Origin of the sequence: Parapedobacter pyrenivorans (genome assembly GCF_014636865.1) — a bacterium.
In the GTDB taxonomy this organism is placed as follows: Bacteria; Bacteroidota; Bacteroidia; order Sphingobacteriales; family Sphingobacteriaceae; genus Parapedobacter; species Parapedobacter pyrenivorans.
In genome coordinates this window covers 1,390,360-1,411,477 of the sequence record NZ_BMER01000001.1, presented here as the reverse complement: position 1 = coordinate 1,411,477, position 21,118 = coordinate 1,390,360, and the positions used below count along the sequence as shown (strand labels likewise).

Annotated in this window: 17 protein-coding genes; 8 read left to right on the top strand and 9 right to left on the bottom strand. The window is 50.0% G+C overall.

What is annotated here, in order from left to right; all coding sequences use genetic code 11:
• The first annotated feature begins 172 nt into the window (after nt 1–172).
• Nucleotides 173–769, top strand: a complete 597-nt coding sequence (gene rnhB / locus IEV98_RS05640) for a ribonuclease HII (protein ID WP_188504905.1) — start codon at nt 173–175, stop codon at nt 767–769.
• On the opposite strand, the gene IEV98_RS05635 is transcribed toward rnhB, so the two are convergent.
• From IEV98_RS05635 to dnaG, 6 genes are all read right to left on the bottom strand, one after another.
• Complete coding sequence (locus IEV98_RS05635; RefSeq protein WP_188504904.1) at nt 756–3,236, bottom strand: YfhO family protein; 2,481 nt, start codon at nt 3,234–3,236, stop codon at nt 756–758. The genes rnhB and IEV98_RS05635 overlap by 14 nt on opposite strands.
• A gap of 97 nt (nt 3,237–3,333) precedes the next feature.
• Nucleotides 3,334–4,020: a potassium channel family protein gene (locus IEV98_RS05630; protein ID WP_188504903.1), complete on the bottom strand. Its 687-nt coding sequence runs from the start codon at nt 4,018–4,020 to the stop codon at nt 3,334–3,336.
• A gap of 10 nt (nt 4,021–4,030) precedes the next feature.
• The gene (locus IEV98_RS05625; RefSeq protein ID WP_188504902.1) at nt 4,031–5,809 is read right to left on the bottom strand and encodes a TrkH family potassium uptake protein; all 1,779 of its coding nucleotides are present in this window, start codon (nt 5,807–5,809) and stop codon (nt 4,031–4,033) included.
• Between the two features lie 10 nt (nt 5,810–5,819).
• The gene (locus IEV98_RS05620; protein ID WP_188504901.1) at nt 5,820–6,863 is read right to left on the bottom strand and encodes a glutaminyl-peptide cyclotransferase; all 1,044 of its coding nucleotides are present in this window, start codon (nt 6,861–6,863) and stop codon (nt 5,820–5,822) included.
• Nucleotides 6,864–6,895: 32 nt separating this feature from the next.
• Nucleotides 6,896–7,264, bottom strand: a complete 369-nt coding sequence (locus tag IEV98_RS05615; RefSeq protein ID WP_229738594.1) for a YraN family protein — start codon at nt 7,262–7,264, stop codon at nt 6,896–6,898.
• Between the two features lie 4 nt (nt 7,265–7,268).
• Nucleotides 7,269–9,221, bottom strand: a complete 1,953-nt coding sequence (dnaG, locus tag IEV98_RS05610; protein WP_188504900.1) for a DNA primase — start codon at nt 9,219–9,221, stop codon at nt 7,269–7,271.
• A 97-nt stretch (nt 9,222–9,318) separates the two neighbouring features.
• Between dnaG and IEV98_RS05605 the strand changes: the two genes are divergently transcribed.
• Nucleotides 9,319–10,698 (top strand): nucleotide sugar dehydrogenase, encoded by a 1,380-nt coding sequence (locus tag IEV98_RS05605; protein ID WP_188504899.1) that lies wholly within the window; start codon nt 9,319–9,321, stop codon nt 10,696–10,698.
• 16 nt (nt 10,699–10,714) lie between these two features.
• Here the strand turns inward: IEV98_RS05605 and IEV98_RS05600 are convergent, their stop codons facing one another.
• Nucleotides 10,715–12,448 carry a S41 family peptidase gene (locus IEV98_RS05600; protein WP_188504898.1) on the bottom strand — a complete coding sequence of 578 codons (1,734 nt, stop codon included), beginning with the start codon at nt 12,446–12,448 and terminating at the stop codon, nt 10,715–10,717.
• A 197-nt stretch (nt 12,449–12,645) separates the two neighbouring features.
• Between IEV98_RS05600 and pdhA the strand changes: the two genes are divergently transcribed.
• The 6 genes from pdhA to IEV98_RS05570 all read left to right on the top strand — a co-directional run bounded on the left by pdhA (nt 12,646) and on the right by IEV98_RS05570 (nt 18,914).
• Nucleotides 12,646–13,641: a pyruvate dehydrogenase (acetyl-transferring) E1 component subunit alpha gene (gene pdhA, locus IEV98_RS05595; RefSeq protein WP_188504897.1), complete on the top strand. Its 996-nt coding sequence runs from the start codon at nt 12,646–12,648 to the stop codon at nt 13,639–13,641.
• A 51-nt stretch (nt 13,642–13,692) separates the two neighbouring features.
• Nucleotides 13,693–15,387 carry a dihydrolipoyl dehydrogenase family protein gene (locus IEV98_RS05590; RefSeq protein WP_188504896.1) on the top strand — a complete coding sequence of 565 codons (1,695 nt, stop codon included), beginning with the start codon at nt 13,693–13,695 and terminating at the stop codon, nt 15,385–15,387.
• 106 nt (nt 15,388–15,493) lie between these two features.
• Nucleotides 15,494–16,051: an RNA polymerase sigma factor gene (locus tag IEV98_RS05585; RefSeq protein WP_229738593.1), complete on the top strand. Its 558-nt coding sequence runs from the start codon at nt 15,494–15,496 to the stop codon at nt 16,049–16,051.
• Complete coding sequence (locus tag IEV98_RS05580) at nt 16,038–16,835, top strand: hypothetical protein (protein WP_188504894.1); 798 nt, start codon at nt 16,038–16,040, stop codon at nt 16,833–16,835. The genes IEV98_RS05585 and IEV98_RS05580 overlap by 14 nt, the downstream gene beginning before the upstream one ends.
• Before the next feature lie 26 nt (nt 16,836–16,861).
• Nucleotides 16,862–17,773 (top strand): outer membrane beta-barrel protein, encoded by a 912-nt coding sequence (locus tag IEV98_RS05575; protein ID WP_188504893.1) that lies wholly within the window; start codon nt 16,862–16,864, stop codon nt 17,771–17,773.
• A gap of 85 nt (nt 17,774–17,858) precedes the next feature.
• Nucleotides 17,859–18,914, top strand: a complete 1,056-nt coding sequence (locus IEV98_RS05570) for an ABC transporter ATP-binding protein (protein ID WP_188504892.1) — start codon at nt 17,859–17,861, stop codon at nt 18,912–18,914.
• Here IEV98_RS05570 and IEV98_RS05565 read toward each other — a convergent pair.
• Nucleotides 18,911–20,242 (bottom strand): TolC family protein, encoded by a 1,332-nt coding sequence (locus IEV98_RS05565; RefSeq protein WP_188504891.1) that lies wholly within the window; start codon nt 20,240–20,242, stop codon nt 18,911–18,913. The genes IEV98_RS05570 and IEV98_RS05565 overlap by 4 nt on opposite strands.
• Nucleotides 20,243–20,405: 163 nt before the next feature.
• A complete protein-coding gene (locus IEV98_RS05560) occupies nt 20,406–21,104 on the bottom strand; it encodes a LytR/AlgR family response regulator transcription factor (protein ID WP_229738592.1) in 699 nt (232 codons plus the stop codon).
• Nucleotides 21,105–21,118: the final 14 nt, after the last annotated feature.

Sequence of the window (21,118 nt, the reverse complement as noted above, 5' to 3'; positions counted from 1 at the left end):
TATAAGAATTATTACAAGCGGAGTATTAAACCCCTTTTTTCTGCGGTTTATTGACAAAAGTATATGTTTCATTCGTAAAGTATAGCTAAAGCAGCTAACGAGCAGTGAATAACTTGCATAAAAAACACCAGTTCGCTAAGTTTGCCAACTGTTAACGAAGCGGAAAAGAACAATGCTACTAGCTAAGCACCAAGATATCCTTATTGAGGCGGGCTGTGACGAAGCGGGCAGGGGATGCCTAGCAGGCCCGGTATTTGCGGCAGCGGTGATTTTTCCGAAAGACTTCGGGCACGAGATACTGACCGACTCCAAGCAACTATCCGCCACGCAACGTACCGAATTGCGCAGCATTATTGAAATGAAGGCCCTAGCATACGCGGTTGCCAGCGTAAGTCCACAAGAAATAGACCGGATAAATATTCACAATGCCTCTTACCTGGCCATGCACCGTGCGCTCGATACCTTATCGTTAAAGGCAGAATATATTCTTGTTGATGGCAACCGGTTTATTCCCTATCAGCAAATCCCACATTGCTGTATCATCAAGGGCGATGGCAAATACTTGTCCATCGCTGCCGCTTCCATATTGGCGAAGACCTACCGGGATGAATATATGGAAAAGCTCGCGGAAGAATTCCCCCAATATGGGTGGTGTCAAAACAAAGGCTACCCAACCATCCAGCACCGAAGTGCCATTATGCTGAACGGGCTCACCCATCACCATCGGCGCACTTTTCGGGTAACCGATCCACAGCTCAAGCTTTTCTAGCCTGTTCCCTCGATGCTTTCTTTCGTACCTCCAACCAAACCAGCCCACCTATACCGAACAGTAAAATAATCGAAGCAATCAACGAAATGGTTTCGCCAACATGGTATGCGCGTGGCTCGAATTTAAACTCCACTTTATGATTGCCTCCAGGTAGCTGTAACGCACGCAGGAGGTAGTTTGCTCTCAAAATCGGATACTCCTCGCCGTCTACGTAGGCTTTCCAGCCTTTGTCATACCAGATCTCGGAGAATACGGCCAGCGCGTCATTGGGTGCCGAGTATTCATACACCAATCGGTCCGGCCGATAAGCCGTCAGCTCAATGGATGAATTCACAGGGCGGCCCAAACGGCTCTCATCCAACAACGGCTTAAATTCTTCATGAACAAACGCTTCCTTTACAGGATCAAAGGCATTGATGGCCTCCATCTCTTCTTCATCGCTCTTCACCAGCGTCACCTTCTCCACAAACCAAGCATTACCAGCGGCGGTACTCCGCCGTTGGATACGCTGGCTGTTTTGATTATCCGTCGTAATCAGGTAGCGCGTATTGAGCATATCCAACACATCTTCGTTAATGGCGCCGGCAAACTGCCGCTCGATCATTTCTTGATAGCGCATCAGCTTAGCAGCATGATAGCCCCCGATGGATTTGTGGTAATAGGACGCACGTGCATCCGCAAACGGATTGGTGGTCAGGTCAAGCACGCGGTAGTTGGGATCTTTATCCATGAGGATCAGTTTGTCTACTTCCCGCTCTTGATTGAATTGACGTGCTAATTGCAATTTATCTGCAAACCGATCTTCGTTCAGGTACCGCCTATCTACTCCCCATAGGTCGATCAACGTCACTATTCCCAGCAAGATGACGACTGCCTGTGCCTTGAGCTTGTTCTTGACCAGCAACCATACCAATACAAACGTGGCAACGATAAATAGGAGTGAGCGAAACGCATCTGCCCTGGCCAACGCCGCCCGATCCTTCACCAAAGCGGCCATCACTTCGTTGGCGAAGGTATTGTCTTTCAGCTGTTGCCCGTACTGCTCAATCATCGCCTGGTGGTTGGAACTCTTAAAGCTCAGAAACAGGTCGGGCAATGCGGCGATAAGCAAGGTGAGCCCCCCCACGCCATATAATACGTACAGCGCTTTCTTATCCAGGTTCTTTATTTTACCACCATTGGTTACCAGCTCATTGATCGCTAATACCGCCAGCACAGGAACCAAAAGTGTGGCGATGATCAAAACGGACTCTACCGCCCTGAATTTATTGTATAGTGGGAAGTAGTCAAAAAACAAATCCGAAACCAGTGGAAAGTGGCGTCCGAAGGAAAGTAACAGCACCAAAGCCGTCGCCCCAGCCAACCACCACTTGAGCCGACCCTTCACGATAATCAGTCCGAGCACAAACAAGAACATGACACCCGCACCAAAATACCAGGGCCCCGATGTACCAGGCTTCTCACCCCAGTAGGTCGGCAGGTTTGCCGCAAAACCGGCGGCTTGGTTGGGGTCAGCCCCTTTACCCATCACCAGTTTGGCCACATGAGATTGTTCATCCAACCGTGTAGACATGCCACCGCCATAGGCATTAGGAATCAAGAAGGTAAGACTTTCGCCCACCCCTTGGCTCCAGTGATACGCATACTCGCGGCTCACTCCGTTGTCAGCCCGTTGCGTATTTTCTGTTTTTAGATTGGATGCTCCCCGCAGGGTTTCCTTACTGTACTCATAGGTAGGCCATAATAAGGATGCATTGACCGCCACCGCCACCAAAACGGCCGCGATTTGATAGGCAATCGCTTTGCCAAACGACAACAGTCTCTTTTCCTTGATGGCATGGTATAATTCGATCCCCGCCAAAATCAGGGCGGCTAAAAACAGGTAATAGGTTACCTGAATATGGTTTACCCGGATCTCCAATGCCATGGCCAGCGCCAATAGCACCGCCCCCCAAAGATACTTACCCCGGAAGGCCAGCAGTATACCGGCCAAGATCGGTGCCATGAAGGCTATTGCATAGGTTTTGTTGGCATGACCGGCCTCGATGTAAATAAAATTATACGATGAAAATGCAAATGCAATCGCACCCACAGCCGCAAGCCAAGGCCTCACCTTGAGCACGGTGAACAACAGATACGCCCCCAGCAAATAGAGCAACACCACGTCGATCGGATGCGGAAACACCGCCTTGAAGCCCCTTAGCAGGTACGTGGTTAGGTTACTCGGCAACTCGATCAACACCTGATAAGAAGGCATACCGCTGAACATCGAATTGGTCCAAAGCGGCATATCCCCGTCACGGGCCTTGATGTCCAAAATCTCCTTCTGGCCGGCCTGTGCCTGTAGCACGTCATGCTGATAAAGCACTTTGCCCTGCCATGCTGGCGTGAAATACAGGAAACAGATGGCAATAAAGACGCCGATAACAGCCAGATGTGTTGAATTATTGTTGAACCAGGTTTTCATTTGCCGTTGGTTTTTTCAGTTATAAGCGCCAAACTTAGCTAAAATGCGCGGTATTCGCGAACACCGCTTAAATAAAAATGTAGTGGCTATTTTTCGCTTACTCCCCCTTTTGGATCAACCGGTTGACATCTTTTAATTCGCCAAACAATACCAGAATATCATCTTCGGCAAGCACCGTGTCCGATTGGGCGATGCCCGTTGCTTCTTTGCCCACTTTTATCTTTCCGTTTTCGAGTTCCTCGGTCGATTTGATGGTCGTCAGCACAATCACCTTAAACTTGTTGGTAAGGTTTGCATCCCTTAGGGTCATTCCTGCATATTTCGTCGGCACCTTCGTTTCGATGATGCTATACTTGTCTGAAATCTTAAACGAATCTACGATATCAATGTTGTCCAATCGCATCGCCAGCCGGGCGGCAGATTCCTCTTCCGGCATGATGTATTCATCGATATCCATCGCTTCCAACACCGTCTTCTGCAAGTCGGATACCACGCGGCCAATGATTCGTTTTACACGAAGCTGTTTCAACAATGCCGTGGTCAGTAGGGAAGCCCCTTCATCCTCACCGATAGCGACAATTACAGCATGAGCGTCTTTCAAAGGCAATGCACTAACGGCATCGATGTCTGTGCTATCCATGCACACCGTATGCGTGACCTTCTCTTTAAGCTGCTCTACTTTCGTCATCCGGTTATCTACACCGATTACTTCATGGCCGAGCTCGGTAAGCCGGATAGCCAGCGACTTCCCAAAGTTCCCAAGGCCCAATACGATATACTTCATAATAAAAATTTTAGAACAACACCTTTTCCTGCGGATACGTAAAATTCCGGTTCCTCGTGTTCTTAATCAGTGCAACAAGCAATGTCAACAACCCAACCCGACCAACAAACATCGTGCAGGTAACGATCACCTTTCCGCCATCGCTAAGTCCGGGCGTAATACCGAGACTAAGACCGCACGTGGCATATGCGGAGAAACACTCAAATGCGATATTCAACAATCCCTTATCGCCGTCGGTAACGGTCAGCGCAAAAATAGCTAGACCGATAGCCAAAAATGACAACATGATAATCGCGAATGCCTTGCTCACTGCGTCATTTGAAATTTTCCGCCTGAAAATCTCCAAGTCGTCCTTCCCCCTCGCCAAACTAACAATATTTAGAAATGCAATGGCGAATGTTGTCGTTTTTATGCCGCCTCCCGTTGATCCAGGAGAGGCACCTACCCACATGAGCAGGATCATCAACATTACCGTAGGAAACGTAAATTCACTCATTGCTGACGCATTGAATCCTGCTGTACGGGAAGAAGTCCCGGTGAAAAAGGCGGAAACAATCTTTCCCCATAAGGTTTGGTGCTCGGCTAGGGTATGACCATATTCTAAGAAGAACGTACATGCTGTACCGAAAACAATAAGGATGAAAGTCGTCCATCCAATTAAACGCGAGTTAAAACTAATTACCCACGCGCGATAGCTAAATGGTCGCCCGTAAAACGCACGATTAAAAAAATTGATCACCCAACGCTTGATGAACGTATAAAGATTTAATACGATCGCAAATCCAAATCCGCCCAATATAAACAATGCCGCGATAACCAGTTGCAGGCTGTAGTTAAACCGCATTAATGGGTTATGTATGCCGTCACCGATGGTCGAAAATCCAGCATTGCAAAATGCCGAGACGGCATGGAAAACCGAAAAAAACAACCGTTCACCATTCGAATCAAAATCTGCGGATTCCATGCTGAAGTAAATCAACACCGCTCCTATCGCCTCAAAAAACAAGGTGATAAAAATGATCTTGATCATCGTATTGATAACCGACCCCACCTTATTATGCCCTAGAATCTCACTGTACATCAACTGGTTTTTATACGAAAAACCCCCAGAAAAAAAATACCCAAAAAACCCGGTAAAGGTCATGATTCCCAGCGCACCCAGCTGAATAAGCACCAATAATACCGTTTGCCCAAATCCGGTGAGGCGTATCGACACATCGATGACCGAAAGCCCGGTGATACAGACACCGCTTGTCGCCATAAATAACGCATCTACAAAACTCAATGGCTGACCAGATGTGGTGCGTGGGAGCATCAGCAACAACGTGCCAATCAGGATCAACACCAAGAAACTAATGACAAAAAGAATCGTAGGATTGAAATAAAAATTATCAAAAAACAGGCTGCTTTTCGACAACTCCGTAAGGAATACAGCTAGTATTCCCAAGTATAGCCACTCATCCTGTTGTAAAAATGACACAAAATCGAGGTGCGCTGTTCGGGCAATCGCGACCACCGCAAAATAAATGATCAGCACCAATCCACCGTAGTGTGCCGCAACGATTCGCTGCGCAACGACAATGGATAGCGCCGTCCGAATCATCCCCAATATCATCAGTCCATAAAAAATCCATTTGGTAATGACTGCAAATTGACGCGCCGTGGCTTTATCCGTATTATAGCCCAGATGAAACAGCACAACTAATGCGCAAACTAGGCTGACATATAGCATTACCCGGTCAACGGCCTTTTCCCGGTATCTGAAAATGTACTTGATATCGCTCAGCATGCTGGAGTGGTTAGCGCTCCACGAGCTCGATATGATACAGCTTACTCCAAAGCTTACCGGTTACGAAAAGCCGGTCACCTTGGCGGTCATACGCAATACCGTTGAGCTCGTTGTCATGACTCGCCTTATCCGGATAAATACCAATAAGGTTAATTTCGCCCTCAATAGCACCCGTTTTCGGGTCGATGATCACGATGATGTCCTGCATATATACATTGGCATATATTTTACCGTCAATATACTCCAGTTCATTGAGGCTATCTACCGGGCCGTTTTCGTTATACACTTCTACAAAGCCCTCTTCGGCGTAGGTATCCTTATTGAGGAAATAAAGCCGGCCGCTACCATCGGATTTGATCAGTCGTGTACCGTCATAGCAAAGCCCCCATCCTTCTAAGCTTTGGCCATAGGCAAACTCCCCGATTTTAGCGAAGGTATTTTTGTTGTATATGAAACCAACCCGCTCGTCGCGCCAGGTAAGCTGGACGATTTTATCATCCACAATGGTCATCCCTTCGCCAAAACTAGTTGCGGCCAAATCAATCTTTTTCGTGACCTCCCCGGTCCGGTAGTCAACTTTGCGGAGGGTAGATCTACCTGTTTGGCCTGTACTTTCATAGAGCACCCCGTTTTCGAACTCCAGCCCTTGGGTATAGGCTCCCGGATCATGCGGATACTCCGCGATGACCTTGAAACTATATCGCTTCGGAGCCGGTGGCACCACCACGATGTTGCTATGGGCTATCCGCTCTTCACCGTTATGATAGAGCTTGGCACTGAGCGTGCGGCTACCTAAAGCCGCCTTTTCCGTATCGAGGGTTACCGATGTACTATCGGTCTTCCGCGCTAGCACCACCCCATCCATGCTATACACCACGGAATCAAATGATGAAATATCTGCCGGAAATATCAATTTCAATGGTACGGATTCGCCCAATTTAACCAATGTACCGGCTGCCGGCGTGTCAAACCGAAATTTTGATGCCTTCTTTTGGGTATTGCAGGATACCATAAATGCAAGCAACACCGTCGGTAAGTAGATCAATTTGTTCATAAGGACAAACTTAGTTATTTTTTATTTACGTCCTAATCCGGCCAAAATGCATCCCTGATCAACCGCATGTCATATGTTTTGCTTTCCGCGGCATACAAAATGGATACGATATCAAACCGGATTTCCCCACCGTGCTTCATCGCGGCAATATAATGATTGGCGGCACGCGTCAGCTTAGCCTGTTTGGCATAGTCAACAAATTCATAGGGCATGCCGTAGGCGTGGCTGGTGCGGGTTTTGACTTCCACAAAGACCAGTATATTATCTTCTTCGGCGATGATATCCACTTCCAGGTTTTTATAACGCCAATTCTGACAGATAATACGGTATCCCTGTTTTTGCAGGTATTGCATGGCTGCGGCCTCTCCGTCCCGGCCTTTTTTGAGGTGTAACGGCATCATCAACCTATTTTAACACAATGGTACCCAGCTTTTCGCTGACTACCTTTTCAGCCTCTTTATACTTATTATATTTCTCCAGCAACGCCATGATCGCTACTTCATCCGATTCGGTTTCCAATTCCTTTCGGGTTTGTATTATTTCGCGCTTTATCTTCCATTTTTTGATCCGATATATAGCGTTGTGTACCAAACCCTCCAACCGTTCCCGTTCATGCGTGACATAAATTTTTCGCTTTTCATCATTCCAATTTGGACTCAAGGTATACTTTGTAGCCAGCATGGATATCGCCAGATCAGCGATTTTCCGGTCGCTATGCGTCACAAAAAAACGCTCACCCGGCAACTCCATCCGCGTCATGTATTCCTTGTATACCCGGATAATGGCGAGGCAGGCCGGGTCTTCAAATGTAATATCGTCTAAACTATTGATGAGAAAGGGGGCAATCGGAATACCCTGGGCAGGTTCCCATTCAGCAACTACCTCGCCATAATTCAACAGAATGCGTATGATTTCCCGCTCCTGGAGAATATCCGGCGTATCGGTTGTTTCCGCCGCTGTGGGGGTTGGATCATCACCCAGCAGGAATTCAGGGGGAGGCAAATCGGGAGACAACGGCTGTGATGCCTTTTGCCTTTCGGGTTTGCGGTGCCTCGCCAGCCGTATCTTGTTGAGTTCGGTAATCAGGGCCCGCTCCTGGATATCCAATAAGCCACTGCACTCTCGGATGAAAACGGAAACTTTGATCTCATCTGGAATCAAGGCGATACTCGCCACCACATCATGAATGACCTCCGCACGCTTTATCGGATCATTACCCGCATCGCGCAGTAAGATATGGGTCTTGTAGAAAATGAAATCCTGCTGGTGCTCGGCTACATACGCCTTAAACGCTGTCGATCCAAATTTCTGGACATAAGAATCGGGGTCGTTGCCGTCGGGAAAGAGCAGCACTTTTACATTCAGTCCTTCCTCCAACAACATGTCCGTACCGCGCAGTGAGGCTTTGATACCGGCCTCATCCCCATCGTAGAGGATGGTCACATTCTTCGTATACCGCGAGATCAGCCTAATCTGCCCATGAGTAAGCGAGGTTCCCGAGGAGGAAACCACATTCTCTACCCCGGCCTGATGCATCGATAGTACGTCGGCATAACCTTCCACCAAGTAGCAATTATCCGCATCAAGGATAGGCTTCTTGGCAAAATAGAGTCCATACAGCACATCCGATTTGTGGTACACCTCACTTTCGGGTGAATTGACATACTTCGGCGTCTTCTTATCGGTCTTCAGCGTACGGCCACCGAAGCCCAATATTCTGCCTGTTAGGTTGTGTATGGGAAATAGTACCCGCCCTCGAAACCGGTCGTACACACTGCCGCCATCATCTTTGCGGATGATGAGTCCGGTAGCTTCTAAAAACTCATCCTTGTGGCCTTCCGCTTTGGCCCGGTCATAGAGGGCGGTCCACGCCTCGGGTGAATAGCCGAGTTCAAACTTCTTGATGATATCGTCGCGGTACCCCCTTTCACGGAAATAGTTCAAGCCGATGGTACGTCCGTCTTCGGTGTCCCATAGGGTTTCCATGAAAAATTTTCCTGCCCAGTTTGTTACAATGAATAGACTCTCGCGCCTATCCTGTGCAACAAGCTGCTCGGGAGACCGCTCCGTTTCCTCCACTTCAATATGGTACTTTTGCGCTAGGTATTTGAGGGCCTCGGGATATGCATACTTCTCATGCTCCATCACAAACCGCACGGAATCTCCACCTGCTCCGCATCCGAAACATTTATAGATGCCTTTACTTACCGACACATTGAAAGAGGGCGTTTTTTCATTGTGGAAGGGGCACAACCCGATAAGGGAAGTTCCCCGCTTCTTGAGGTCCACAAAGTCGCCTACCACTTCTTCAATCCGAGCCGTGTCCAATATCTTATCAACAACCTCTTGCTTAATCACACGCTACTTTTTGGTAGGGTAAAATTAAGGAATACGAAAGAACTAACAAGCATATTGGGAAAATATTATATTTTTGCCACGCAAGACGCAGAAGCTTATGAAGGTTAAAAAAATATGCTGTATCGGTGCGGGCTACGTTGGTGGTCCCACCATGTCGGTCATCGCTCAGAAATGCCCGGATATCACCGTTACGATTGTAGACATCAATGAGCAGCGCATTGCTGCCTGGAACGATTCGGACCTCTCCAAGCTGCCCGTGTACGAGCCGGGGCTGGCCGGCGTGGTGGCTGAGGCCCGTGGGCGCAACCTGTTTTTTTCCACCGATGTGGATACCGCCATCGCCGACGCGGACATGGTGTTCATTTCGGTGAATACCCCAACCAAAACCTACGGCAAGGGCAAGGGCATGGCTGCCGACCTGAAATTCATTGAACTCTGCGCACGGCAGATTGCCGCTGCCTCCAAATCCGATAAGATCATCGTGGAGAAATCCACCCTGCCCGTGCGTACGGCCGAAGCACTTAAGAGCATCCTTCACAACACGGGAAGTGGTGTGAACTTCCATATCCTTTCCAATCCCGAGTTCCTCGCCGAGGGGACGGCTATCGAAGATCTCCACGATCCCGACCGGGTACTCATCGGCGGGGAAAATGCCGAAGCGGTGCAGGCCCTGGTGGATGTCTACGCTTCGTGGGTACCCCGTGAGCGTATCCTCACCACCAACCTGTGGTCTTCCGAGCTGTCCAAGCTGACCGCCAATGCCTTCCTCGCCCAGCGCGTATCCTCCATCAATGCCATCTCCGAGCTCTGCGAGCGCACCGGGGCCAATGTCGATGAAGTGGCCAGGGCCATCGGTACGGATAGCCGAATCGGCTCCAAGTTCCTGAAAGCTTCCGTGGGCTTCGGCGGTTCCTGTTTCCAGAAGGACATCCTCAACCTGGTCTACATTGCCCGCAGCTATGGCTTGCAGGAGGTGGCCCACTACTGGGAGCAGGTCATCACCATGAACGATCACCAGAAGCACCGCTTCGCGGATAACATCGTGCAGACCATGTATAATACCGTGTCGGGCAAGAAGATTTCCTTCCTGGGTTGGGCCTTCAAGAAGGACACCAATGATACGCGCGAGTCAGCGGCCATTTACGTGGCCGATGCGCTGCTCAGCGAGGAGGCCAGCATCGTCGTTTACGATCCCAAGGTGACGGCCGAACAGGTCTACGCCGACCTGGATTACCTCGGCACACGCACGCCAGCGGAAAACCGCAGGCTGGTCTCCGTGGTAGGCGACCCTTACGATGCCGCGGAACGTGCACATGCCATCGCCGTGCTTACCGAATGGGATGAATTCAAAACCTATGATTGGCACCGCATCAAGGACCACATGATGAAACCTGCATTCGTATTCGACGGCAGGAAATTGCTTTCGGGTAGCAAGCTTGACGAGTTGGGGTTCCAGTACTACGCCATCGGCGAATAACAAACATGCTATATCGCTAGTTTGCGGCTTCCGCCACGGCTAGGAATGTTTCCGGGCGGCCTATTTCATTATACTTTCCTTCACCGGCGAGGATGCTGTAATATTCATCGGTAGCAAGCGTCAGCAGTGCCCGGGCACGTTGCAATTGGCCGTCGTGCTTAAATGAAAAGGTAGTCCGGCCTTGCCCGTAGTAATAACGGGAGATGATTTCGTTGCCCAGCACAGCTTTTAGCTCTTCCCGGTGGTTAAACAGGTCCCGTTGCTTGCTATCCGACAGCTGATGCTCCAGCATGGTTAATTCCTGAAGAATATCATCGGGTTTCCGTTCGGCCTCCGCCAAGGCTTTCAGCTGCCGCAATGAGGTTTCGGTTTTGGAAAAGTAAGGGTAGTCCTTATCTTCCAGAAACCGGATGAAATCAGCATACTGCGTCTCACTCACTTCAAAGCTCTTCGGACCCGGAATTTGGCGGTGGGTTTGTTTAAAGGTCGTTGCATAATCAAAAATCAGGTGGTGATGCAATAGTGTTTTCGTAACCGGGCTATAGGCCTTTTTTTTCACGGTAATGTCGGGATGGATACCACTACCGTCATATACCACCCGGCCCCTTTTGGTATTAAATGCTTTGATCATTGAATCCGACACGTGTGTATAATCGCCATTGTCGTCGCGGTGTGCAAAATCTAAGGCTTGGATACATCGGCCGGAGGGGGTATAATATTTCGCAACGGTTACTTTTACCAGGTTATTATAGGGAATGTGAAAGGTCTGCTGCACTAACCCTTTCCCAAAGCTCCTTTCCCCCACCACCACCGCCCTATCCAGGTCTTGCAACGCACCCGCCACAATTTCCGCAGCAGAAGCGGAGTGTTGGTTAATCAGTACGGCCAACGGGATTTCCGGAGCCACGGCTTTCACGGTTGTCCGGTAGCTATTGGCTTTAGTCGTATTTTTACCCCGTTGGCTTACCACAAGCTCTCCAGGAGGCACAAACAGGTTGACGACCCTCACCGCTTCCTGCAAAATACCACCGCCATTATCGCGCAGATCGATAACCAAGCCCTTGAGCTTACCCTCCTTCTGTAAATCGGTTACGGCCGCCTCGACTTCGGTAGCAGACCGCTCCAGAAATTTATCCAGCTTGATGTAGCCCACACCGCCGTCCAATAAGGCGATGTGACTTACATTGGGCTGCCGTATCGCCTCGCGCGTAATGGAAAGTTCCAATAGCGTGTCGCGTTGCGGGCGCTTTATTTGAAGTCTCACCTCGCTGTGTTCCACGCCCCGCAACAATTGGCTTATCACCGTGGTCGATTTATTTTCCAACGAATTCCCGTCAATACGGACCAGTTCATCACCCACCTGCAATCCTGCACGATCAGCTGGATATCCAGGATATAACTCGGCAATATAAACACGACGGTCGCGGTTAAACGTAGTGGTACCTATGCCGCCGTATCTCGTGTCCACATACTTTAGCTTGTAATCGTCGATATCCGCTTCCTGCACATATTCCGTATACGGATCGAGACCATCAAGCATGGCATCTACGGCTGTTTTAATCAGTTTATCAGGGTCTGTCTCATCCACATAGTTGATGCTAATCTGCCGGTATACGGCAGAAAAAATATCCAGATTCTTGCTGATTAGGAACAAATCATCCTTCACCGCAGCAAATGCGGAAAAAAGCAATAAAATGACAACCAAGATGGCAACGCGGTTTGCGCCCAATAGGTGTTTGCTGTGGTTCATTTGTGGTGTGTCAAAATCAAAAAACAATTAAAGTTAAAACAAATTGTAACGAATACCAATAACCAAGTTTCACAAAATGATTAAACACGGCCAATACTTGCATATATTATGTGATATGCCACTGGCGTAAATTGCATATAACAACAATTTTATCTAAGTTTGCCTTCCAAAAATTAGGTTAGCTAATAAACGTTGAAATGAGTTCGACACCGATAAAAAAAGAAACTTACTTGGAGTGGTATAAGTCCATGCTGCTCATGCGTAAATTTGAAGAGAAGGCAGGTCAATTGTACGGACAGCAAAAAATCCGCGGGTTTTGCCACCTCTACATCGGCCAAGAGGCGGTGGTAGCGGGTGCGATGTCCGTGTTACGCCCCGAGGATTCCATGATCACCGCTTACCGTGACCATGCCCATGCCATCGCTAAGGGTATATCGGCCAATGCGGCCATGGCTGAGCTTTTTGGCAAAGCCACCGGATGTTCCAAAGGAAAAGGCGGGTCGATGCACTTTTTCAGCAAAGAACATAAGTTCATGGGTGGTCACGGCATCGTAGGCGGACAGATTCCCTTGGGTGCAGGTATCGCTTTTGCCGAGAAATATAACGGTACGGATAACGTGTGTGTGTGTTACATGGGCGATGGTGCCGTAAGGCAAGGTGCTTTCAATGAGGCGCTGAATATGGCCATGTTGTGGAAGCTACCTGTCATTTTCGTCTGCGAAAACAATGGGTATGCCATGGGCACATCCGTAGCCCGCACAACCAACATGATTGATATTTACAAAATGGCGCTTGGTTTTGACATGCCTAGCGCACCCGTAGATGGTATGGACGTCGTGGCCGTACACAATGCAATGGACGAAGCCGTGCAACGCGCACGTAGCGGCGACGGCCCCACGTTCCTGGAAATGCGAACCTATCGCTACAAGGGGCACTCCATGTCCGATCCTGCCAAATACCGTACAAAAGAAGAATTGGAAGAGTATAAGGGTCGCGATCCGCTGGTTGTGACCAAAGCAGCCATCGTTGATAAGAAATATGCCAATGATGAATGGTTTGCACAAGTAGACGCCGAAATCAAGAAAACAGTTGACGAAAGCGTAACGTTTGCCGAAGAATCTCCCTATCCTGAACCGGAAGAATTGTACAAAGATGTGTACGTGCAGGGTGACTATCCCTACATCATGGATTGAAGTATTTGAAATAGCTAATTAACGTTTAATAAAGGATTAACCGCATACAACATGGCTGAAGTAGTTAGAATGCCCAAGATGAGTGACACCATGACCGAAGGGGTGATCGCAAAGTGGCACAAAAAAGTAGGCGACAAAGTCGGTTCCGGTGATTTGGTAGCAGAAGTGGAAACCGACAAGGCCACGATGGACTTCGAATCGTACCAGGAGGGAACCTTATTATATATTGGACCCAAAGAAGGTGAAGCCGTACCAGTCGATGCAATTATCGCAGTGTTGGGGGAAGAGGGAGAAGACTACCAGGCGTTGTTGGAGGGCGGAAAAGGCGGTGAGGCCGGCAACCAAGCTAAAAGCGATCAAGGCAAAGACGAAAAAACCGAAGAAACAGCCCAAGAAAGCGCGCCTAAAGCCACTGCAGCCGAGGATGATGGCGACGATGATGAAAACGTTACCGCGGAGTCATTGGGCGCTACCGTCATCACCATGCCCCTGCTTAGTGATACGATGACCGAGGGCGTCATCGCCGAATGGCATTTCAAGGTGGGCGATACCATTAAAAGCGATGATGCGATTGCCGATGTGGAAACCGATAAGGCCACGATGGAAGTGACCGCTTATGCCGACGGCACCCTGCTCTACATTGGTGTGGAAAAAGGCCAAGCGGCAAAAGTAAACGATATTATCGCCATCGTAGGCAAAGAAGGCACCGACATCAAACCGTTGCTCAAGCAACGCACCGGCAAAACCGAGAAAGCGGAAAAACCTACCGCTGACCGAGGTGAAGCGCCAACTGCGGCCAAAACATCGCAACCGGCAGCCCCCGAAGAGACGCCTGCCTCACAAGAGGATTCCCGCGTAAAAGCTTCACCGCTGGCCCGCAAAATTGCCAAAGATAAAGGGATCAGCCTGGGTGAGGTTAAGGGTTCGGGCGATGGCGGCCGGATCATCAAAAAGGATGTGGAGTCCTACACGCCTGCCGCGAAAGCAGCAGCGCCGACGGCAGCAGCACAACCCGGCGCCGGCGAAAGCCGCACCACCACCGTCAACATCCCCCAATTTGTAGGCGAAGAACGCTATACTGAAAAAGTGGTTACGCAAATGCGTAAAACCATCAGCAGAAGGCTTTCTGAAACATTTGTCATTCCGCACTTCTACCTCACCATCAAAATCAACATGGACAGCGCCATGCAGGCCAGGACCAAAATCAATGAGGTGGCACCCGTCAAAGTATCATTCAATGACCTGGTAATCAAAGCAGCAGCTGCTGCGTTGAAACAACATCCAGCCGTCAATGCTTCGTGGCAGGGTGATAAGATCCGCTACAACGAACACGTGAATATCGGTGTGGCTGTCGCGGTAGAGGACGGGTTATTAGTGCCTGTCGTACGTTTTGCCGATGGAAAATCGCTGTCGCACATTTCTGCAGAAGTGAAAGAATTTGCACAACGGGCAAAAGCCAAAAAATTACAGCCTGCCGACTGGGAAGGCTCTACCTTTACGGTATCTAACCTGGGCATGTTCGGCATCGATGAATTCACGGCTATCATCAACGCGCCCGACTCCTGTATCCTGGCCATTGGCGGCATCGATCAGGTACCTGTCGTGAAAAACGGACAGATCGTGCCGGGCAATATCATGAAGGTGACGCTCACGTGCGATCATCGGGTAGTCGATGGAGCAACAGGAGCGGCATTCCTGCAAACACTCAAATCGCTGCTCGAAGAGCCGGTACGCATATTGGCCTAGCAAGCTACTGCTCAAAAGTTTTGAAAGCCGCTCTCACGAGCGGCTTTTTTTATTGCCATGCAACCTTTTTGCTTATCTTACCGTCATCCTAATAAACACACCGCAATTGGAGCAAACGGTTATACTCGATGGTTTGTACGAAGGCTGCAAGACCGGCAGTCGCCAGGCACAGGAAAAACTGTACCACGCGATGGCACCGCAACTACTGGGTGTGTGCATGCGCTACGCACAAAGCACATTTGAAGCGGAAGATATGCTCCAAACGGGATTTATAAAGGTCTTCGGCAGCATCGATAGTTATCGTGGGGAAGGCTCATTCGAAGGTTGGATACGAAGGATCATCGTCAATACAGCCATCGAGACCTACCGGCGGAATAGCCGAAACGGCCAGCAGGTTGAAATCGATGAGGTGTACGACAATGCGCAGCATACCTTTTCGATGGATAGCTTGGAATGCGACGATTTGTTGCGGCTCATCCAGGCACTTCCCGAAGGCTATCGCATCGTGTTTAACATGTACGCGTTGGAAGGGTTTTCGCATAAGGAAATCGCAGCGACATTGCGCATCAGTGAGGGTGCGTCCAAATCCCAATTGTCAAGGGCACGGGCGTGGCTCAAAGAACGAATAAAACAACGAGAAGGAGGGACACATGAACCCAAATGAGAAAAATGAGTTTGACCGGCAGCTGGCCGATAAGTTCAAAGACTTCAAACCCAACGTCCCCGCGGGGCTGTGGGATCGCATAGCGACGCAATTGGACGCGCAGCAAAGCCATCCGGTAATCCCGCTAAAAAAGCGTCGCTTTACTACGCGATGGATGTCCGTCGCTGCAGCCATCCTGATGGTTTGTGGTATGGTCTACTGGTACAACCGGCCAATACCGGTTACCTACCTACAAGGCCGGGTTGCCACCCATGAGGAAGTCGCCAGCGATCCCGCCGGGATCGATGTGACCGCGAAAGCGCCAACACCGGAGCCCATACCCGAAGTCGAGCCGTTAGACATCGTACAGTTGAAACGCGTATTTACAAAAAAGAACCGTCAACGCACGATAGCCACAGCGGTGCAACCGAAGAATCTCCCGGCCGAATCCACTGAAATCCAACAGCTGGCGGCCCATGAAATTGCTTCACCGAAGGACACGCCAACGGCGCCAATCCAGGCTGCTGAAACGCAGCCCACTTTGCAAACCATCCCGGCAGAAGCAGTCGCCGCCGTGCCCGACATCCAACCGCTGGTGGTATTGGAGGAAGAGGAAGAAACCCTATTGGCCGCGGAAAACACGGGCCGACAGCCTTTCGGCATCAGCAATATTCTCAATTATGTGGTGGGCACGGTTGATCAACGGGAGGAAAAATTGGTTACGTTCTCCAACGATGACGAAGGTTCGTTAAAATTGGACTTTAATTTTGGCTTGGCAAAAAACCGGAAAAAGAAAATAAAATAAATCAAACCTTATAACGAGAACACAACATGAAATACATGAGCCTTACCGTGTGGTTTTGCACCGTCCTGCTGACGGTCTCCGCACAAGAAAAAAAACGGACAGACAGCATCCGTAGAAGCGATGGGGTGGCTATGGACACCGTCATTATGGAAGATGTAAAAACCGGAGAGAAACGCAAAGTACGGATCATCATCCCAGGCAAAGACGAGGGCATGATTACCATCGAGAAATCAGATAAAACGTACGAGTACAAAAAGGATGACGACGACACCAAAGCGCATGACGTAAAAGTGACCACAGACCATCCCCGCAAATCGTATCCCATTTATGGCATTACGTTTTCACGGATAGATCTCGGCTTGGTGAAGCTGATTGACAACGGTAGCTTCACGCTTTCTGATGATAACCGTGATTTCCGGTACCGCCCCGGAAAGACCGTCAACTTCGGATTCGACCTCTTGCAGGCGGGCTATCGGTTCAACGACAATTTCCGCATCTTCCTGTCCGGTGGATTCGATTGGACCTATATCCGGCTACGGGAAAACATCGACTTCCTGGAGAATACCACACCGCTGGAGTGGGTGGATTCCCCCGTGGATTATTCCAAAAACCGGCTTACCGCCACCTACCTGCGATTACCCCTTACGTTCGAATTGCGCAGTACGCATCACAGTGGGCTTGGCCGGCTACGATTTGCTTTCGGGCCCGAAGGCGGTTTTCTTCTTAAAGGAACGCAACGCTTCAAGAGCGACGAGCACGGCAAGCAAAAATTCAAAGACGACTACAATTTCACGCAATTCCGCTACGGGGCATTTGCCCGATTCGGGGTCGGCTCGTTCGGCATCTACGCCAAATATTACTTCAATGACCTGTTTGAGAACAGCCCCGCGCAAGCAGGCCTGCAAAACATGGCTTTTGGTTTGACGCTTGGGTTTTAAAAGTGCACAGCGGGGCACGGAGACCATAGTTACATAATATTTCCTTATTTTTGTGCCACCCCGGATATATCGGGGTGGCTTTTTTATGGCGATACCCACCACCCATTTCCCATCTTGTTCGGTACCGAATGATGTACAGCGCGAAGGCCTTCCATTGATCCATGGAGAAAGCCTCAGCCGCTCCTTTCAGGCTAAAGAACGGGTTGTGGCGATCAGCGAACTGACATTCGGCATCCGTGAGGGGCAGATTACGGCCATCATCGGCGAAAGTGGCAGTGGGAAGAGCACACTGCTCAAGCTCATCTATGGGTTATTGGAGCCTGATGGCGGCGAGGTGCGCTATAGGGGATGGCGGGTACCCGGCCCCAGGGAAAAACTCATTCCCGGCCATGACGCCATGCGCATGGTATCCCAAGGGTTCGACGACCTGAATACCTACGCCAACGTGTGGGATAATGTGGCATCACAGCTGTCCAACACCGATTTAGAGGCTAAACATCGGAAAACGGAAGATAGCCTGCGCCGCCTGCGTATCACTCATCTAGCCAAGCAACGGGTGGCAGATCTGAGTGGCGGCGAGAAGCAACGGGTAGCGCTGGCACGGGCATTGGTTAATGAGCCTGAGGTGCTGCTGATGGACGAGCCTTTCAATCAGGTAGACGCATCTTTTAGTGAAATCCTGCAGCAGGATATCCGCAGCATTGTGGAAGAAACCGGCCTTACGGTCGTATTGGTATCGCACGATCCGGCCGAGGTCCTTTCGATGGCCGACGAACTGATCGTGCTGAAAACGGGGCGTTTGGTAGCAGCGGGTCAACCTGCGCGGCTGTACACCCAACCACCTAACGCCTACACGGCTCGGCTGCTGGCAAAGAGCAACATCCTCACCCAGGCCGAAGCTTCACTATTGGGAATCTGTGCTGGCACGGATGTCGTAATCCACCCGGAATGGCTTTCACTGAAGGAAGATCCGCGTGCGGGCTTCGACGTGGTGGACACCCAATTCAAAGGCTTCTACCAAGTCCTTACCGTCCGCCATGCCGGCATGACCTTACATGCGCTTGCGATGCCCCATGTCGATTTCCGAAAAGGCATGCGTGTCGCTGTCCACGTCACCCGTTTTCATCCGGTAAACGCTTAACGAGCGGACACCAACATCTCCCCATTGTAGTATGCTAAGATCCGCTGCCGGAGGTGCCATTGATAGCGAGCAATGACCAGGTTGGCGTTCGCATTGTCCATTTTGTTTTTGGCAATGAGGAATTCCACAGAGTTGATGGCACCGGCCTCGAAACGCACTTCCGCTATGCGGAATGACTCGGTATAATGCGCCACCTGATCTACCAGATTCGTATACCGCTCCTTCGCGGCGTCCAGATTGAAAAGCACCTGGCTCGTAGTTTGCTGCAATTCATTATGTTGCGCTGTTGCCACGTTCTCCGCATTCAACAAATCGAGCTTCGCCCGCGCTACGTTATTCCGCACCTGCAACCGATTTAAAATCGGAATGGACAATGTAAACCCCAAGTTCCGTCCAATACGGTCCTGTACTTGTTCGATATACGGCCCGTTGCCGTGTATGTAACTGCTGCCTAGTCCGGCTCCGACAGCGAGCGAGGGCAAATAAGACGAGCGTGCCGCTTTAAGTCCAAAACGTGCCGCTTGCTCCCAGTTTTCCACCGCCTTAATGATTCCCAATCGCTCAGCGGCCGTCGCATAGAGCTGTTCCCCTGTTGATATCCCCGAGTCGTCAAGCGGCAATTCTTGAAGGGAAGTGAGCTCCACTTCGGCGTTGTACGGTAGATTAATCAACCGGAACAGATTGACAAGTTCCTCGTTGAATCTGTTTTTAGCATCGTTCAAGCTGTTTAAATCATTGGCATACTGTCCTCTCAGATCATAGTAGTCGCCCGGGGACGCTGCTCCCTGCTCAAAAAGCACGGTACTTCGCTCTACCTGACGGCGTGTTACCGCGGTAAGGCTGTCTACCTGGGCAACCACGTCCCGTGCGGCAAGTGCCTGAATATATGCACCGGTCACGTTAAGCGCCACCTGCTCTCTAGCGTACTGTTCATCCAATTGCGTGGCCCGATAACTGTATGCTTGCTGTGTGATGCTACGGAACATCCGCAGTCCATCAAACAATACCATGGAACTGGATAGCCCTTGGCTTCCTGAGCGGGTGGTTACATTATCGAGGTACTGATTGGTTTCCGGGTCGATGTTCCGGCCTACTTGAAAATCATGACTTAACCGCGCATTCAGATCGGGCAGTAAGTTATGCTTCGCCTGTCTCAGGTCTATGCCCTGACTTTCCGTCCGGATACGGGCCTGCTGTACATCAAGGTTTTGTTCCATCGCCAATTGGACGCACTGTTCGAGGGTCAGTGTGTCTTGTGCAATCGTTACTTGGTTCGCCAAACTAAGGATTGCTACCAAGCAAATCAGATAACGGATATAATTAAACATTTTGTCGCTTCATTTTTGGCATAACGCTGTACACAGTTTGCGCCAAACTCGTAACTGCAAGATTATAAAATGCTTGCAAAAGCTTGTACTAGCGAGCTTGTTCGATATCGGGCAATAGGTGTCCGAAAACGGACAGTGTGCGCGGCACCCCAGTATGCTTCCACTATCCGGTGGCATGCGGCTTATCGGCCAGCCGTTTAATCATGGCCGAATATGAAGCGCCTATCGGAAGTATGCTTCCATTTACCGTAAGCTGGTGCCGTTCTATTTTTTGCACCTTCCCCATCGCCGTGATGAAGGAGCGGTGGATCCGCAAAAACCGGTCGGTCGGCAGCAGCTCCTCGCATTCCGTGATGGTCATCCGGCTCAGTACATGGCGCTCCCCCAGCACAAAGTTAACATAGTTGCCCGTCGCTTCGAGGTAGTCGATGTCGCCGAAATCCACCTTTACCTGATCATACCCTGTCTTGACAAAGATGTATTGCGGCTTGGAATCTGTGTTGCGTAGTTGCAACCACTCCTGCGCCTTATTGCAGGCCTTGAGGAAACGGGCGAGGGAAAATGGCTTAAGCAGGTAGTCTACGGCATCCAATTCGAAACCAGCAACCGCATGCTCCGAGTAAGCCGTGGTAAAGATAACCAACGGCTTTTTGCTCAGGCTTCTGAAAAACTCAATGCCCGAGATATCCGGCATCTTGATATCGAGAAACAGCAGGTCTACCGGGTGTTTCTGCAAGTAGTCCATGGCTTCAAAAGCATCGGTAAAAACAGCCCGAAGATCCAAAAAGGGCACTTTTGCGGCGTGGTTGTTCACCACATCAAGTGCAATCGGTTCGTCGTCTATGGCAATGGCGGTCATCATTTTGCTCCAAGGTA